The sequence below is a fragment of the Shewanella sp. 125m-7 genome, from assembly GCF_052977045.1.
The window spans coordinates 1-17,955 of the sequence record NZ_JBRILQ010000032.1 but is presented as its reverse complement, the minus strand read 5'-3'; the positions used below and the strand labels follow the sequence as shown (position 1 = coordinate 17,955).

Below are 17,955 nucleotides of genomic sequence, written 5' to 3'. Positions count from 1 at the left end.
AACCTTCAAAAAACTCATCGAAATAGAGCTTGGATTTTAGCAGAATTACGTTATTTACCTAGATAAATTGAGCAGACAGCTCCAATATGTTGCTCCGCGCACATAGCGCGATAGGCTTTGATGCTAACATGACTTATCGGTGTTATTTCAGCTTTTGATAATTAAACAATATGACCCTAAGACGCTCATTAGGCCAGCAGTGGAGTAAGTCCATTCTTGCCCACCGCTTAGCACTCACACTGCAAAAATCAGCTAACGTTGTGCAGCTATTTGGCGGCGCCACCTCTCTTAGCACTGTGACCAACACCATTTCAGCATTGGTTTTTATCGAAGGCGAGCCTGTATGGTTGCCTCCAATGGAGAGCAATGAACAAAGCCCACTCGCTAATGAGCTTGCTCTGCACTGTTTGTTTACAGCCAGCCGCTTGTTATTTGTCAAAGAGATTGAGCAAGGTGAATTAAGCCAATCGGAACATTTAGTGTTAACTATCGGCTACCAATGGAGTCAGTCACTATTTAACAGTGAACCTGCTAGCCAAGATCCCGATGCACCACTGAATGATGATGCTAAGCAGCTTTGCCAGCTACTACAGACGATTAATTCTCAGCTTGAAAAAGTGCGTAATGAAAAGCGTCAGTCGAGTCGCAATATGGGCGGTTACCGCTAAGGCTTTATACCCTGTCGCGCCCAAAATAAAGCGTTATAAAAAAAAGCCCGTAAATCAAATTTACGGGCTTTTATTATTTAAAGTGTCACACTCAATGCATTAACGAAATAATCGTTTATCAAGCGCTAACACCTGAAAGTCTTGTTGCATCTGCAGCAAGAAATCGGTGGTTAGCAATGCTAGCCCGCGATAAAAATCAGTTTTAGCATGCGTGCTAGCCAGCTCACAACAACGAAACGCCCAAGGCAATAGATGCTGTTGTAATAGCACCTGAGTAAAACGGATTAACGCTTGGTTATCGGCTTCAACCTGTAAGCGACCAAAAGTTTGATCGAGTACCGCGAAGAATAGTCCGATATGATCCACGGGTTGCTTATAATCGAGTTGCAACTCAACACCGTGGGCACGATAAAAATCCATCAGCTCAACCGTGGTTCTGTCATTAATCAACTGCTCTTCACACAGGTAAACAGAGCCTTGCGGCACAGCTGTCGGTTCGCCTGGTCCAAAGAAAAGTTGGCCATAATCTAGCTTTAAGGTAATTAATGCCTTCTCTGCAGCTTCCGCGCTCACCTCATTCGACCATTGCTGTAAAAAACTTCCCAACAATTGGCGACCAGTGCTATTTTCTTGGCGATGGCTAAATTCAGGCCAGCTGCCAGCCACATCACACTCTTTTAGCCCATTGATAAAATCGGCCTCAGGATAACGAATAAGGCAATGATGCAGTATTCGCGCTAGCCCTTGGTACTCGACAAAGTCCACAGCAATAGATGAGTGGGCTAAAGTTGATGGTGTAAGCGCTGATGGTGTTAACGGCTGCGTTTTTGAAGACATAATTTACCTTACAAGTTAAGCGGGCCTTGCAGCCCGCTCTGCTTGTGATCATTAAATACTAATGCGTGATAACTTAAATAACTTAAATAACTTAAATAACTTAAATAACTTAAAAGTAAGTTAGATAACTAACCAATAACTGAAATTATACTTCAGTTGGGTTAAGGATATCGCCGCTTTGTCCGCCATTCACGTTAGCCTTAATAATAAGGTTTGGTGAAGTGATTGACTCTGGTGGCAGTGGTGCAATGTGACCATCGCCGTTACCGTATTTAGCGCGTAAGTTATCCATAGTGTCAAAGTCTAGTGCACGTAATGGGCAAGACTCAACACATACAGGCTTACGGCCATCAGCGATACGCTCAAAACAACCATCACACTTGGTCATTACTTTACGTTCACGGTCAATTTGCGGCGCATCGTATGGACATGCACGAGCACAGCTCTCACAACCGATACATAGGTCTTGTGCAACGTGTACTAGACCATCTTCACGGCGTTTATGCATCGCGCCTGTTGGGCACGCTTTAACACACACCGGCTCAGAACAGTGGTTACAACCAATTGACATGTAGTAAGCAAATACACTTTGCTCAAAACAGCCATTTTGGCCTTCAGTCCACTGTCCACCACCGTATTCGTACACGCGGCGCCAAGTCACACCATTTAGCGCAGGTACGCCATTTTGTTCAGGATTGGTATTGTTACGGATCTCGTTACCTTGACGGTCTTTACAAGATACATGACACGCTTTACAGCCAGTACACTTAGTGCTGTCGACGTAAAAACCGTATTGAGTTGCTTCAGTCATAATTAACTACTCTCTTAAATCTTTTTAATGGCAACACGAATAGTGTGCTGTGGGTTACCTTTAGCGACAGGGCTAGGCTGGTAGCGAGTTAGCGAGTTGATTGCGCCACCTTCGTCAACGATGTGGCCAGTGCTGCCTCGCTTGTTGCCTGGGTTGTACCAAGCACCTTGTCCTAGGGCAAATACACCTGGAGCAACACGTGGTGTGATACGTACCGTCACTTCAATTGAACCACGCCCGTTGTACATCTCAATCTTGTCGCCAGAGCTTAGTCCGTGCTTAGCGCCGTCCATTGGGTTAACCCAAACCGCATCTTCTACCGCTTCACGTAACCAAGGTACGTTATGGTAGCTTGAATGTGTACGGCCCTTAGTGTGGTAACCCGCTAGCTGAATTGGGTAATCCTCTTTAGTGCCTTCATCTTCATAACCGTCCCACGTTACTGTGTACTGTGGAATAGCAGTGATGGTGTCACCCTTAACGCCAGTTGGGTTTTGAGCACTGCTTTCTTGATCCCAGTTAGCCGCGCGCCATGCAAGTTCAGCAGAGTAGATTTCAATCTTGCCACTTGGTGTTGAAAGCGCTTTGCCTTCTTTAACAAAACTTTGCAGTGCAACGTGATTGTCGTTCATGTTCTTACGGAAGAAACCAATGTCTTGTGCTTCTTTGTAAGTTGCCGGGAACGCTGGAGAAACACCGATGTTGTTGCTGTTAGCTTTAGTGCTTTGGTAAAGCTCTTCTAACCACTCATCTTCGTTCTTGCCGTCTCTAAAGCCAGCGCCAACGCCCATCTTGTCAGCAATCATCGCTGCCGCTTCGTACATAGACTTACAATCCCACATCGTCTCAACAGAAGAAGACATTGCAGTTAGGTAGCCTAGAGAACCTGAAGCGTATGAATCGTTAACTAAGTCGTTTGATTCTAACCAGCTAGTATCAGGTAGGATGATGTCAGCGAACTTAGCGCCCGGTGTCATCCAGCAATCACAAGATACGATGAATAAGTCTTCAGCATTACGGAAGATTTCAGCTGTGTTGTTGATTTCTGCGTGCTGGTTTAATAGCGAGCTATCTGATGCAGACAGGATAAACTTAATGTTAGCGCCAAGTGGCGTATCTAAGCCGTCAGTACCACGAATACCGTGGCTACGTGCCGTCATGGTTTCGCCGTTGTTAATCGCTTCAGACCAAGTGAAGAAAGAGATGCTTTCTTTAACTGGGTTGCTACCCGTTGGAATACCCGCACGAGACATGCTGCTCATGTATGGCAGTTCACCGTTTGATGCGCCGCGTGTACCCAATTTTCCGGTTAGCACTGATAGCATGTATAGAGAACGCATGCTTTGCTCGCCGTTTGCTTGACGGTTAACACCTGCGCCCACAACAATGTATGGCGCTTTAGCTGTCATTAGCTTGCCAGCGATGTAGCGGATTTTCTCTGCAGAAATACCACAGATTTTTTCAGCCCATTCTGGTGTTTTAGCATCAGTGTAAATACCTTTACCTAAAATATAGTCTTGGTAGTTCTCACCTGAATTCATCACCTTAGCGTATTCTTGCTTAGTGGCGTCGCCGCTTTGCGCAAAAATTTGCTTTTGCTCTTCAATTGATTCTTTAGTGAAACCAACAGAGTGCTCAAGTACAAACGGGAGAGATTGACCCGCAAAGTTTGCATGGCTGATCATCTCATGAGCAACGGCTTCAGCGAATGCAGCGTCAGTACCTGGACGAATAGGCAACCAGCTTGACTCTTTACCTAGCATAGAGTCAGTGTAACGAGGGTCGATCATCACCACTTCTAGGCCGTTGTTCTTTTGTAGTGCTTGTAGGTAATCGTAACCTTCACCAGAACCCGACTGACGGATTTCGCTTGGGTTGTAAGCAACGCCTAGGAAAAAGTCACTGTCTTCGATAGTGATGGTTGAAGAACCGCTTGTACTACCGGTACCGAAGGTGTGCTTCGCCGCTTCCATCTGCTGCGCCCAAGAGTAGTTACCGTAAGCATTTAGGCAGCCACCGTTGAGGTTAAATAGACGGTTAAAACAGGCATTTGATGCAAAACCATAGTAAGCACCAGAACCGTAGCTACGAAATACTGACTTAGCGCCGTTTTCTTGTGCGTAAACTGCAGACAGTTTTTCAGCGATAATGCTAGTTGCTTCGTCCCAGCTAATAGGTACGAATTCAGCCTTACCACGCTCGCCAACACGCTTCATCGGTGTTTTTAGGCGGTCAACAGCGTAGTTTCTTTGACGTAATGAACGGCCACGAGCACAAGCGCGAACTTGATGAAGACCATAGTTGTCTTCTACTTCGTGATCGGTTTCAACGCGCGTCACGATACCGTCTTTAGTAAAGACCTTAATTGGACAGTTAGAACCACAGTTAACTAGACAAGATGACCAGTTCACCACTTCGTCAGTCACTGGCGGCTGTGGTGGAATAACATTGGCATCATCAGAGCTAGAATTACAGCCGGTAACTGTTGCAGCGCAGCCCAGCGCAGCACTCATTTTTAAGAAACTTCTACGTTCCATAATCTTGTTTTCCTCAAACTTATTAATATCTGACTCGACCTATTTCAGCTTGTAGCTGAAGGTCAACATCAGTTGATGGGCGTTGTAATTGTGGTTCAGGTCACCCAAAGTGATTAAACCTGGAATGCTACCTTGGGTAACATCGGCACTGTCGGTATCAAAATAACGTTCAAACTGGTAAGCCAGCTTGACTGCCATCTGCTCAGAGATCAGGTATTGACCATATAAGCTCACACTGTGGTTATAGGAGTAATAACTGCCATAGCTGTTGATATTAGAGCTGTCGGTGTTGTAACCATTAACACCTGTATTGCTAGATGAATTAGCAAATAGGTAATCACTACCTAAAATTAATCTGCCATCCATTAGCCCTGAATAGGTCGCGCCTAAGCCTAAGTTAATGAATTCATCATTAATCTCTGTGTGCCACATTGAGGCCTGGTCACCGCTTTGATCTGAATCAATCCACTGTTGGCCAGCAAATGCATACACAGATAAAGGCGCTGTGATTTGGGCATGAACGTTCATGTCATAGCCGTAATCTTTTGCCTGAGTTAGACCTATAACGGTGGCGTCATAGTCGTCATTGGCGTAGTAAGTGCTAACATCGAAGGTCAACCACTCAAGCGGCGCATAACTTGCTCTAGCGTTAACTTCAGTGCGTGTGCGATCGGCAAGGTTATACTTGCGCATCAACGATTCAGTCTCGTCGCTAGTTAACTCATTGGCTTGATAGTCACTACCACCACGCTGGCCATAGCTCACACCAAAATCTAGGGTTAACTTGTCAATCGCACGGATGTTTAGCTTGCTCCAAAACTCGTTGTCACGGGTTTCTTCACGCTCACCATAGCTGCGTTCAACTTGCTTATAGTCGTAACCGGCCTGTAGGCGGTAACCACTAGCAATACGGTAACTTGCGTTGGTTTTGAAGGTTTGGCGCTCAATATCCATTGGGGTGTTTTGTTTAAACGCACCCGAGATAGAATTAAATTCATATTGAGCGAAATCAAATACCGATGAGCGGTTATCACGCTTACTGTAATCGTAACTCGCGCCTAGACGTAAGCGGTTACTGACTCGTGTGCTAGCGGCTAAATTGCTAGTTAGCGTATCAACCTGACCATCCCAGTTTTGAATTGGGTTGCCGCTCATCTGTACTAAGTCTTGGTCTTGGATCATACGACCCGTTACTACACGACCGCTAAATACACTCGATGCCAAACGGTACTGGCCTGATAACGACACTTGGTGTGCTTGGTTATCTGGTGTAGCGCTGTAGACGTCATAAGCGTATGGCAGACTCAAATCACTCATATGGTTGTTATAACGTGAGCCGTTGTAGCTCAGTTCTGACAACCAGTTAGCGCCATCAAGCACAACACCTGCACTGAAATTATCTGTCGTTTCATCGACAGCTTCAGCAAAGTTTGTTGGGCTTGGGCTAGTTAGACTTGCACTGCGGTGACCGGTTTTATCTTCACGGTCGAAACGTGCGTAACTGTTTAGTCCTAGTCCCATGACCTCTGAAAAGTCATATTCAAAGCCGATACCGCTACGCTGTCTTTGTAACTCTAAATCCAAAACACGGGTCTGCTCACTTGGTGTTAGCATGCCGTCGTTTTGCCAAAGATTAGTGGCCGCATTGCTCGCTTGGTTGGTGGTAATCGTCTGGAAATCCAGATCCAGCTTGTAATGACCACTCTTACCCGCCTCCATGCTCACAAAGCCATTGTCCATACCCAATTGATGGGCTTGAACGTTAGCTTTATAACCATTTTGCTGATAAGCAAGGTCGCTATTTACACCTGCAATCGCGCCGTCCTTGCCTGTACCAAACTGGTTCATAGCATGGTTATCATCGGCATCGATAGCGCCAACACTTACCCCAACGCTACCCGTGTAGCCTTGGGGTTCGACACAACGTTTACACTGATAACTACTGGTTTTGATGTTAGCTGTATTGGCATTTTGAATGCCAAAATCTGCAGCCATTGCGCCGCCGCATGTGCCTAACAACGCCAGAGTGATCAGGTTTAGTGAAAAAGGTTTAATTGAACGCATAATAGTCACTCCTAGACTTAACGGGCAAAGTTGCTGCCAGCAGGATGGTTAGAACCATGGATCTTGCTGTGACAATTTAAACAACTCTTACCTGCACTGAATGCATCTAGACCCGCCTGACTTGTCATACGGCTTGCATGACCGTCATCGGCGTGACATTGCTGACACAACTGAGGAGTGCGAGACTTAAGTAAGTTGTCGTTAACACTGCCGTGCGGCGTGTGACAGCTTGAGCAGTCTTCCATTACAGGCGCATGTTCCCATAAGAATGGGCCACGCTTGTCGGCATGACATTCTGCACAAGTCTCATTTAGGCTTGGTTTAATCAGCGCACTTTCGGTCATAGAACCATGAGGGTTGTGACAATCAATACAGGTCATCTGGTCCCACTTCATTGGGTGAGATGAGCGCTTGTTCATGTCGGCTTTTGCGCGAGTGTGACATGAAGTACAGGTGTCATTTACCGTTAAACGGTCAAGTGCAGGATCTTTTGCGGCATGAATATTATGACAATCACTACAAGCGACTTCTTCAAGGTTATGAGTGCTGTTATGCCATGACATTAGATTAGGGTCGTTATGACACCCCTCACACACACTGTTTTGGCTTGCGGCAGATAATTTACTGTCTGGTGCAAAGCTAATCATTGGTTCTTTGCCACCACGATTATGCTTACCCAGTGGGCCATGACAGGCTTCACATTGGATGCCAGCCATAGGTGATTTGCTATTGCTCATGTCACCGTGAACGCCATCAAAGATCTCCATGACCTTGGCACTCTTCTTATGACACATAAGGCAAGAATCCGCTCCTTTGGGAGAGTATTTACCTTCGCTGAACTTCTCTGCTAACTTTTGTTCGAGTTGTGCTGAATCAAGCTTATCCCAAGGAGTCGCTTTGGCAGGAACAACACTGATAAAAAGAGTGAGTAAACTTGTAGCCATTAATTTGGCCATAAAATTCACTGACTTTATGGTTTTTCTGCTAGACATTAACTTACAGGCCGGTTGTATATCGAAGGGGGTATTTTATTCCTTGCAGATATCTAAATTCAAGATTGTGCATATCTACTAATTTACTGAGGCATAAGGCTAACTTTATTAAAAATCGTCTACTGGCTCACAACTTAAAGAGGTAAGTAAGATAGGCCTTTTGAAGTCGCAAAAAAACAAATCAAGTTTATTCAACGGGTTAAGTTATCACTGAGAATGATTATCATCATTGGAGGTTATTAATTTAAATAATCATTGTTAATGATAATGTTTTACTTGATAGGATTTTTGAAGATAGATCACTAAGTTTTTTTCATCGATTCAGCCTTAAGCCAAGAATACCTCATAATAAGTAACCGTATCGGGTAAAAAAACGACATATCAACGTTCATAAAGCAGTCTAACGACAAGCCTTCCCCTGTTTGATACTAAAAAAAGTAGAAACCACAACCTAAACACCTGTACATACACAGATGTGGGGAATTTTAAACTGATGCCGAATGTAACTGCTCGACACGTCATTAGCGTTATCAAGACCTATTTATTGATGAGCGTTATTAGCCTATTATTTTGTTAACGTTCAGATTGACTCACAGGACAAGCTTTGCACTTTTTAAACAATCAGTTAAACAATAAGTTGGAAAACAAGATCCCACCGCCAATCGTCACACTCGTTTTTGCATTCATTATGTGGGCTATTGCACATGTAGGCGTTAGCAGCCCATCAACTGCCCCAGCGCTGTTAAACATTAAGCTTATTGCCACCAGCTCCTTGTTACTGCTAGGTCTGTTATCGGCAATTGCAGGGGTGATCAGTTTTAAACGCGCCAAAACGACGGTTAATCCCTTAAAACCGCAAACCGCATCAGCATTAGTGACATCTGGTATGTACCGCCTAAGCCGCAATCCCATGTACCTTGGAATGGTATTCGCGCTGTGCGCCTGGGCTTGTTACTTAGAATCGATTTGGAGTCTGGTGGGTATTATTGGCTATATGCTTTATATGCAGCGCTTTCAAATTCGCCCAGAAGAGAAGGCGTTAGAAGTTTTATTTGGGCAAGTATTTATCGACTATAAAAGTAAGGTCAGACCCTGGCTATAGCGCCATTGAGTCAGATATAAAGGCCAGAGAAATAGTTAAAGGCAAACATCGGCTATAAAGGGATGTTTGCCTATAGGCAGGCAAAACAAGATGACTAAATAAAGTAACTAAATAAAGTACCTAAATAAGTAACTCTTTCGTCAATTGCAGCTGCTTCAGCCGTTTCTCGGTCAAATCAAGTTGACAGCCCACCATTAAGGGGAAACCCATCGAGCCGTCGGTATGAGTCAGCCTAACCACCTTGCACACATCATTGCGGTACGTTAACCAAGAGGTTTGCGCCTGATTAATTGCTTGAGTTAAGTCAGTATTATTTGTGGCATTTAGGTACTGATGAATAGTATCAATCAGTAACGCTATTTTCAGTTCTACACTGGCCAAGGTTCGCTGCGTGCATTTAACCATGCCCTCAGTGCTGTATGCTTGCTCAGATTGGCAATCGATTCCCGCTGCAGGATCATCACCTAAAATCACAGTACTGACTGTTGTCGGTAGATACCAAGCGCCACCCATGGCTATTTCACGACACTCTCCGGTTGAATAATCGTCAGCTAAAATGAAATCACTACCGTTCCAAATTAACCGCTTTGCCGAAACACAATCGGCTATACCGCGTCCCTTCATAAACTCATCAATGATACCGTTAGCGTAATTTGTCGAACTGTCGGTAATGAACTTAGGCTCAATACTGGGATTATCATCGATAATCCACACTCCGTCGCCATAGTTATAGGCCGCAGACCAGCAAGGTGCTGTTACCACCAGCTGAGTTTTTGCCAACCTAGAAACCTCGAGTTTCAGGTCATCACTATCTGAGGGGACAAAATCACATTGATTGACTGCATATTTTTTCATCCTCCGTTTAAACTCAGGATCGGTTGCCAATCCTCGGTCTTTATCTGTTGTCAGTGTAGCTTGCAGTACCGATGCCGATGTCAGCGGGATTGCAATAACGGGTGCCTGTTTAGGCTGCACAATATCACTTGTGCGCTGGCCTTTTTTTACCATGGCGTAAGGGGTATCGACTAGACCTTGGAAATCATCCATTTTAAGCAACACAGCAGTAGAGCCACTGGTCGATAAATGCCACTCTTTGCCACTGCTGCTAGTAAATGTTATTGAGACGCTCCCCTTCATGGTGAGTGCATTGAGCAACTGACTAACCTGCTGTTGATTAAGCTCCCGTTCACCACTAAAACTAATGCCCTGCTCTTCATAAACAGGTATTTCAGCCCCTAATGGGCTTTGGTAAACGTCATTAATGATCAGTGTGATAGTGTCATTTTGAGCCTGACTGCTACCAGCTTCGTATGAGTTTGCGCCGAATTTAACTTTAGCCTTTATCTGAGCATTACCGCCCGCTTCTCTTTGTAATATGACCGAAACCGGAGCACCGCCATTGTCTTGCGGTTCTTGGTTATAAGAGTGGTAGCCCACTGCACGACAGGTATGGGTATTATCACAGACCACTTGCCAGTCGCCATGAGAAAAACTCTGTTTATCAACCACAGCTGATGCTGATGCTGAAATCAATAATGATAAAAGTCCGACGATACGCATAAAACTTCGCATTATATAAATGCTCCCAAAATAACGACTAAATAAAATGGTCTACGACACAAAATGAAGATTTACCTTAGAGAAACCCGCCGGAATTGATTTTAGCGATTGTTTATCAAACTTGCCCCTAAGAGCTTGGGGATAGTGACACGACTTATCACTACTTGTTGCTATGAAGCTGCAATGTGATTCAATTTCATTGCTACTTTGTGCAATACATCCCAAAACAACGCGCTACCACTCTAGGTGTTTATATTCAATATCGTTACAATCATTCACAGGCTATGGGTAAGCAGCTGTATTTATTATAGAAAGCATACCTAGTCGATTTTTTTATCAGTCACGTCTATTGCTCCCACTATTCACTCATGTAAAAAAGGTCAAGTAACAGCATGGCAAACGCAGTATCTAGGTTGATGCAAACTCAGCTCGGCAAGTATTTGTTTATTATTGCGATCCCTGCTTTGCAATATATAGGTCCCAACTTTTTGATTGGTGTCGTACGTGTCGACCACGAAGGCGTAGGTACGGGTCTGCTGTTTGTCTTTAAGTGCCTGATATGGGTCAGTGGCTTAGTGGTATCGAGCCTGATATTTTCTAAGGTTTTTTATAAAACGATCCGCTTCGGCCTATGGGCAAATAGTCCTTTGGCTATCTTAGTGCTTTTCCAGCTATATCAATATCTGCCCTACATTTTATCTTAAAAATAAGTTCAACGCTTATCGCCACCGAAAACGCTAAGGAACAGCATGACTAATATCTTCGCGCCAAAAACCACTAAGTTACAAAAGCTACTGGGGTATATTTTTATGCTGCTATTAGCACTCATGCTGGTTGCCGTGTTTAGCAACACCTTGGTTAACGACGAAGTTTATGAACAACTCAGTCTAGTCGCTGCCGTGCTATCGGTGCTTTTGCTTGTTGCTATGTTTTGGGGCTTAAAGCAGAAAAATTCGTGGCTAAGAGTTAACCTTGATAATCAGCCTCGTAGCCCTGTAAAGATTATCTTATCTGTCACTATCGGCATTCCCATTTTATTGCACTTTTCATTAGCTAAAGGGTTACCTGTACTACTGCATATCCTGCTCGCCGATAAAGCCATCATGATTGCCACCATCGATGATAAACACTTTGGTTTTTACAGCCGTAGCTGCGATGGCGGCTTATACCTTAGAGGTTATCGATTCTGGGGCAACGATTACATTTGTGGCATTAGCAAACAGGATTGGGATAGTTATCAATCGGGAGACAAGCTCGCGCTATATGGCGATAAGTCACTGATGGGTTTTACCTACCAAAAATACACCCTACTCACCGATGAACTGTTACAACAGATTATTGCCCAATCAGCCGCCTTAAGAGCAGAAGCTATCACGGGCAAAAAACCTATGAACCTTGAACAGGCACGCAAGTTTATTTCTCAAGGTCAATAAAAACAATCAACCCAACATGAGTGCTTGGGCTGACTCTAAACATAAGAGCAATAATATGAGTTTCAACAGCACCTTGTACCTTAAAGATAACGACCTGCCGCTGGACAGCTTTATTAAGCCAAAGGTAACCAAGCTCCACTATCAGCTGACTCGTAACCATCCCGAGTGGTCTGCATTGGCCCGCGCGTTTCCTAATCTAATTGACTTGGAGCTTTCTCATTCAGACAATGTTCCCAGCCGAGTACCAGATGCTGCGTTATTTAGCTGCTTTGATAAACTGGAGTGCCTGCGTGGTTTGGGTCTTCACCTATTTCCTAAGAGCGGACACTTAGAACACACTGCGGCATTAAGCCACTTAATCTTAATCAACTCAGAGGGTGAAACACTGCCACCTTGGTTAAAATCGATAAAAAATATCAGTGGATTAACGCTCGTTAGACCCAGCACGGCGTCCCTTGACGATCTTAATGAATTGCCTTTTCTGTCTACAGTCACGCTAGAACTGCATCATTACGACCATCCCTATGACTTGCCGATTCCAAGCTTCGCGTGTTTGCTTAAGGCTCCCGCCCTAAGCAAACTTGAGCTAGAACTAAGCCCACAAACTCAAGATACGGCCTATCTGACACCTCTAGCCTGCTTGGTCGATTTACCCCAGCACATAGAGCTAAAGCTTAATGTTTATAATCGTATCGCACGCAGTGATGAGCTGAACAAGCTACTGGGAATGTTGCAAAATGCAGAGCTGACTGACAAACAACGACGTCACTACTGGCTGCTATTGTTGGCAACCCCTAAACCCAAAAACCTACAATCTGAAAAACTGGATGCTCGCTTCCATCTGACCTTTATGGAAGCCAAGTTCAATCCAGTTAAGGTGCAGGCACAAGCTTGGCTACGTACCCGCGCACAAACCGATGCACAGCGCCGACCTTTAGGCTCTGATAGCGTGTTGTTTATCTGTGGAAAAAGCGGTTTTAAGGCGACAGAACTCAAAGATAAATCCACCGAACTGGGCTTTATGCTCAGTAAAAAGCTCGATAGCAAGGTGACCCATATTCTATTAGGCAGCAACCCTAAGCAGACCGCCGCCATCGATGTTGAGCAACACTTGATTATCGACGATACGGTGCTCAGCCAATGGTTCAGCACCGATGCACCTAAGTTTTTGCAACAGACAAGCGCCGCGCCGATGCTGGGCAATGTTCTGGATATGCTAGGTTCACCGGACGAAACCAGTCATCTAGTCGCGGTCACTATGCTTGAGCAAGGTGGCATTACATCTGAGATGCAGTTGCCGCTATTTTTAATTATTAAAACCACCGATAACAAAGCATTACGCAAGCAGATCCAGACGTTACTTGCAGGTCTCGGCGATAATGTATTCCAACTGGCGGTGCAAGATAAGGTGATGTTTGATGGCAAGATGCGCGAATTGGATAAGCATGGTGACCCACAAGGTGAAGGCCCGGTCTACAAAAAACTCAAAGGTCTAACCAAGCGCTGGGGCAAAGCCTTATGTGACGAGTTTTCATTGCTGTATTTCAACCGCTTCGGCGAAGGGTTGTTGTGGCTATTGAGTCAAAAAGAAGAGTTAGCCCTCCGTCAACAAGCCATTGAAGCTCTGATTGAGGGAGAGCGACTAAACTGGCATAAAGGCTGTGGCTTTGAACGTATGTTGACACAAGGCGATGACGAGCATCGAGTTAACTGTCATCTCAAACCACACATCTTTCTATGTCATGATGTGCTTCATAATGTCAAAGTGCCATTGCCAACAAAACTGCCAAGTAAAACACGCATTACAGAGCTGGATCTGCATAACTGCTTACTCGGGGAGTTACCAGCCAATATCGTGCACTATGAAGATGTCACTAAGCTCAACTTACACTTCAATCATTTAAGTTCGCTGCCAGCAACATTAGCCATTCTGAGTAAAATAGAAGATTTGGATCTCTCCTATAACCATTTCGATGAATTTCCGGCCGTGCTGGTTAAGCTAACGAATCTGAAACGGCTCGATCTGCGCCGCGCTCGCCAACCCGCTGGACGTATATTTAGCTACCACTATGACACAAGCCAAGGTTATCAGCCTATTCGCGCACCACAAGCTTTTCGCGAGGCCTTTCCTGACTGTGAGATTTTAGAAGATGAATAACCGCAACGAATAGCAACTTAGATTACAACAGTAAACCGATATGGTGGTCCGTCAATGAGAGCACCATACTGGCATTTTTAATTCGGGAATAATGAAGTATTTTATGGTTATTGTATGAAAGTAATGTTTGTAACTTTATTGGCGATATTTATCAGCGGTTGCTCAACGGTTGTTTCTAAGATTCCATCTAATAGCGCCATGGGGATACCATACTCCGGCACTAAATATGCGTTGGTTAATACGTTCAATTGTAATTTACTTGTTTTAAAAGAGTCTCCGCCATTACTCATACTTTCAATCCCTCTGTCTGTGGTAGACCTAGGCAGCTCTGTGGTGGCCGATACGGTATTATTACCGATAGATTTATTACCTCTTGATAGTAATCAAAATTATAAACAGAAAAATAGTGTGTGTACCTTCCATCTTGATTGGCGTTAACGACCGTTAACCATAATAACCAAGCCTAACTAATAAGAATAAATCATGATCCTAAAAAGACTCACGCCAACCCCATTGCGATCGATAACATTAACTATTGCTGCGGGTGTACTGTCAGGTTGTAGTCTGCTACCAAGCAGCATTGAAAAACAAACTGAAATAGAAACCCTGATGCTCGACTTAGGCAGCTGTCAGTTCGATGACAATGATCGCAAAGCCATGTATCAAGCGGCAAGTGCAGGTAACCGACTGCCCTTCCCGCTTCTGCTTTGTGAAGGCAAACGCAGTGAGTCTTTTAAGCAGCGCTGGTTGCAAAGTCGTCGCAGCGTTGATTACAAGGTCCTTGGTAGTTATTTTGAGGGCAGCTCTGGTGCTAATGATGCAGGTTTCGGCGCCGCGCTTATCGAGATCACCATGCCAGACTGGGGCGCCGTATGTATCGATTTAGGTTATGACGATACAACCTGTGATCATTTAGTTTATGGCATTAATGCGCCGCATATCGATAAAGTGTCCGAGCAGAAATCCCTGCAGCTACAGCTTTATCAAAATAAAATGGCGTTGGTAACAAGCATTCCACTTATAAAAGACACCATATTAATGCCGCTCAAACATAATGCCACTGGTCAGTTAATCGCTAATTGGGTAGAAGATGCTGGCGCACAAAGAGCCAATAAAGCGCTAGCCGATAAACTTGGCGAAGTGGTTAGCAATAACGGTAGGCCATTACCTATCAGCAGTTATAACTTGCAATATGATTTGCTACAGCAGCAAGATTTACCCGCCGAGTATCAAGGCGTGTTCTATTACGCGACGCCGCAATATATCGATTACAGTCCACGCCCTTTACCTGAGTACTCAATTCCACTTAGAAATGGCGTACAGGTACGCGGCTATAAAACCACTATTTATCGCGCCTACCCATATTAATAAGATGGTTAACACAACTAAAGAGTACTTATGAAGCAAACCCCGAAACAACTGTTAATTGTTGCAGCATTTCTGCCGATGATGACCTTTAGTGCCAGTAGCTATGCTCAGGCCAGTCTTGAGCAAGAAAACGGTGAGCAAGAAAACTTTGAACCTGAAAAGAATCAACAACAAGATTGCAGCTTAAATCAGTTAAGCAGCGTACTCGATTTTGATGCCGCCCTAGTAACCAGAAAGTACGGGCTAAGTTTAGCGATAGACAATACAGTCTGCAGGGTGTTGCCTCATAACAAAGAGCAAGCATTACTGTCTTACTTTCAATACTATCAATCAGATGAAGATGGCTATTTTAGTAATCTGTGGCGAGTACTATTGGTCAATCGCTACAGTAACAAAGTCGAAGCCAGCTATACGGGTGTGATCCAAGAAAGTAGCACTATAAAAAGTCACTCTGACAGTAATAGTATTGATAGCCGCCAATACGCTCTGAGCGACAATACTCAAGCATTTGGGCTGATCCTCGATCTTGCTAACTACGACACCTCACCACAGGAACAAGCGTACCGCGCATTTAAAACTAGTCGCTTTCTCACCCTGTTTGTACAAGAGGGCGACAAGCTGCGCCCGGTGCTCAAACATCTACCGCTGGATTACGAAATAGAAGCTGCTGATACAGGCGGTAGTAATGGCGGAGTTTACCTGCATTATGGCGTACAAGGCACTGTTGAGCTGTTACCAACCACCAGCCATGGCTACCATGATTTGAAATTAGTGACTCAGGGGCAGCAGTACCGCACTGACGGTGAATACGATCAGGTAGAGCCCATCAATTTTAGCAACGAGCTTAAATATGATGGTAAACGTTACCCGGTTATCACTGAGCGACTCCCCGCCCCAGAGTTTTGGCAAATAAACCAAAACCAAGTAAACCAAACCCAAGTAAACCAACTTGGGGTGAACTTTTTAGGCGAGAGCAACGATGAGAGCGAGAGCAGCCATGAAAGTGCTTCGCAAACCAATCCAAACAGCAGTCAAGCGGAGAGCCAAAATGCTAACTAATAAGCCTTCTTTCACCCCATTCGGCTACAGATTATCCGCTCTATTTAGCAGCACCCTTTTGACTTGCGCGCTTTTGACTTGCGCGCTTTTGACTTGCACGCTAGCGTTCTCGCCAGCAAGCTACGCCAAGCAAGCGTGCAGCACTGATGCCCTTGAAGCGATGGAAAATGACAGTGGTTATTTTCAAGGGCTCACAGCAGCAGTGTGTAAGCAGCTACCTCATCAAGAGCAATTTACCATGGGCGCGTATTTACAATGGACTGACGGTAGCTTTGTTGGCGAAAGGCGTTATACGCTGCGCACGGTGATTATGGACACGCAGACTCATGAGGTTATCGCCCGTCATACAGCAAGTTTAAGCGAGCGCCCAGGATTAACGATTGTTGCCAATCCCCAAACAGACAATGCTACAGAGAATGCTAATGGTACGCATAGTGCCGACAAGAAAGAGCAAAGCACGCCTGCACTGTGGATTGATACCGCCAACTATAAACTTAACAATGACACACGCGCATTAGGTGTGCGAATGATGGCGCAGCAGCGTCCAGAGGGTTCTGCGCAATATGAGGCCGACTACCTCAGTTTATTTGTTCACCAAGGGCATTTTTTAATTCCAGTGGTCAACAACCTGCCTTTATATTATTGGAAAATGTGGCAAGGCGATCCTAAGGCCGAAGATATGACTAATTTCATCATTGAGTCAGGCAAAGGCGCACTGCATATTGAGCCTAAGCAAAACAAAGGCTTTGCCGATTTAAAGCTAATTGTAAAGACCAAGCTATCAGGCGCTTTACCTCAGGCCACAGATACAACACAGAGCCGCACCATTATGACCCGATTACGATTTGATGGTGAGCGCTACTACATTATCGACTCGGAGTTTGGCGACGCGCGAGATTGGCAAAGCACGGAACAATGGTGGAAACGCTGGTAGACCTCAGCGCGAGGCCTTGACGCTTTTTTAACTAGAGCAATCAAGCTGCGCTTGATAAACGTCGTGGCGCTTCGCCCCTTTCTGTTGTTAAGAGCCGAGCCAAGTATATATTAAGAGAGTATATATTAAGAGAGTATATATTAAGAGAGTATATATTAAGAGAATATATATTAAGCCATCCATTATAAATCAACAAGATAATGCTAGTTTTCACTTTTTGATTTCCGAAGAAAACAACATGGCCATCCATATTTATTCCACTTTAATAGAGTCTACAAAATAATCGGGGTGACTGACATACAGTCCCAAGCCTCAAAACCATATTTCTGTGGTGGTACACTAACATTAAGCGTAAAACCGTTTTCAATCACTTAAATTTCGGCTATTTCACCAGTAAGCAAGTAACAAAAATGCCGAACATAGGTTCGGAAG

Annotated in this window: 15 protein-coding genes; 9 read left to right on the top strand and 6 right to left on the bottom strand. The window is 44.6% G+C overall.

The window, feature by feature from the left end:
• Window positions 1-170 precede the first annotated feature (170 nt).
• Window positions 171-668 carry a hypothetical protein gene (locus ACVBIL_RS14555; RefSeq protein WP_447167692.1) on the top strand — a complete coding sequence of 166 codons (498 nt, stop codon included), beginning with the start codon at window positions 171-173 and terminating at the stop codon, window positions 666-668.
• Between the two features lie 99 nt (window positions 669-767).
• Here the strand turns inward: ACVBIL_RS14555 and ACVBIL_RS14550 are convergent, their stop codons facing one another.
• The 5 genes from ACVBIL_RS14550 to ACVBIL_RS14530 all read right to left on the bottom strand — a co-directional run bounded on the left by ACVBIL_RS14550 (window position 768) and on the right by ACVBIL_RS14530 (window position 7,873).
• Window positions 768-1,505, bottom strand: a complete 738-nt coding sequence (locus ACVBIL_RS14550; protein WP_447167691.1) for a TorD/DmsD family molecular chaperone — start codon at window positions 1,503-1,505, stop codon at window positions 768-770.
• A 145-nt stretch (window positions 1,506-1,650) separates the two neighbouring features.
• A complete protein-coding gene (locus ACVBIL_RS14545) occupies window positions 1,651-2,316 on the bottom strand; it encodes a DMSO/selenate family reductase complex B subunit (RefSeq protein WP_447167690.1) in 666 nt (221 codons plus the stop codon).
• Window positions 2,317-2,330: 14 nt separating this feature from the next.
• Complete coding sequence (locus ACVBIL_RS14540; protein WP_447167689.1) at window positions 2,331-4,853, bottom strand: DMSO/selenate family reductase complex A subunit; 2,523 nt, start codon at window positions 4,851-4,853, stop codon at window positions 2,331-2,333.
• 39 nt (window positions 4,854-4,892) lie between these two features.
• A complete protein-coding gene (locus ACVBIL_RS14535; RefSeq protein WP_447167688.1) occupies window positions 4,893-6,917 on the bottom strand; it encodes an MtrB/PioB family decaheme-associated outer membrane protein in 2,025 nt (674 codons plus the stop codon).
• A 17-nt stretch (window positions 6,918-6,934) separates the two neighbouring features.
• The gene (locus tag ACVBIL_RS14530) at window positions 6,935-7,873 is read right to left on the bottom strand and encodes a DmsE family decaheme c-type cytochrome (RefSeq protein ID WP_447167687.1); all 939 of its coding nucleotides are present in this window, start codon (window positions 7,871-7,873) and stop codon (window positions 6,935-6,937) included.
• A 724-nt stretch (window positions 7,874-8,597) separates the two neighbouring features.
• On the opposite strand from ACVBIL_RS14530, the gene ACVBIL_RS14525 reads away from it, so the two are divergent.
• Window positions 8,598-9,011, top strand: a complete 414-nt coding sequence (locus ACVBIL_RS14525) for a methyltransferase family protein (protein ID WP_447167729.1) — start codon at window positions 8,598-8,600, stop codon at window positions 9,009-9,011.
• Between the two features lie 120 nt (window positions 9,012-9,131).
• Here ACVBIL_RS14525 and ACVBIL_RS14520 read toward each other — a convergent pair whose 3' ends face one another.
• Window positions 9,132-10,583, bottom strand: coding sequence for a DUF1176 domain-containing protein (locus tag ACVBIL_RS14520; RefSeq protein ID WP_447167686.1), 1,452 nt, complete (start codon window positions 10,581-10,583; stop codon window positions 9,132-9,134).
• Window positions 10,584-10,963: 380 nt separating this feature from the next.
• Here ACVBIL_RS14520 and ACVBIL_RS14515 point away from each other — a divergent pair, with 380 nt between their 5' ends.
• The 7 genes from ACVBIL_RS14515 to ACVBIL_RS14485 all read left to right on the top strand — a co-directional run bounded on the left by ACVBIL_RS14515 (window position 10,964) and on the right by ACVBIL_RS14485 (window position 17,523).
• Window positions 10,964-11,275, top strand: a complete 312-nt coding sequence (locus ACVBIL_RS14515) for a hypothetical protein (RefSeq protein ID WP_447167685.1) — start codon at window positions 10,964-10,966, stop codon at window positions 11,273-11,275.
• 45 nt (window positions 11,276-11,320) lie between these two features.
• A complete protein-coding gene (locus ACVBIL_RS14510) occupies window positions 11,321-12,004 on the top strand; it encodes a hypothetical protein (RefSeq protein ID WP_447167684.1) in 684 nt (227 codons plus the stop codon).
• 55 nt (window positions 12,005-12,059) lie between these two features.
• Window positions 12,060-14,162 carry a leucine-rich repeat domain-containing protein gene (locus tag ACVBIL_RS14505; RefSeq protein ID WP_447167683.1) on the top strand — a complete coding sequence of 701 codons (2,103 nt, stop codon included), beginning with the start codon at window positions 12,060-12,062 and terminating at the stop codon, window positions 14,160-14,162.
• A 114-nt stretch (window positions 14,163-14,276) separates the two neighbouring features.
• Window positions 14,277-14,600, top strand: a complete 324-nt coding sequence (locus ACVBIL_RS14500; protein ID WP_447167682.1) for a YceK/YidQ family lipoprotein — start codon at window positions 14,277-14,279, stop codon at window positions 14,598-14,600.
• A gap of 45 nt (window positions 14,601-14,645) precedes the next feature.
• Complete coding sequence (locus ACVBIL_RS14495; RefSeq protein WP_447167681.1) at window positions 14,646-15,530, top strand: hypothetical protein; 885 nt, start codon at window positions 14,646-14,648, stop codon at window positions 15,528-15,530.
• A 30-nt stretch (window positions 15,531-15,560) separates the two neighbouring features.
• Window positions 15,561-16,589 carry a PA3715 family protein gene (locus ACVBIL_RS14490; protein ID WP_447167680.1) on the top strand — a complete coding sequence of 343 codons (1,029 nt, stop codon included), beginning with the start codon at window positions 15,561-15,563 and terminating at the stop codon, window positions 16,587-16,589.
• A complete protein-coding gene (locus ACVBIL_RS14485; RefSeq protein ID WP_447167679.1) occupies window positions 16,579-17,523 on the top strand; it encodes a PA3715 family protein in 945 nt (314 codons plus the stop codon). The genes ACVBIL_RS14490 and ACVBIL_RS14485 overlap by 11 nt, the downstream gene beginning before the upstream one ends.
• The last annotated feature ends 432 nt before the right edge of the window (window positions 17,524-17,955 follow it).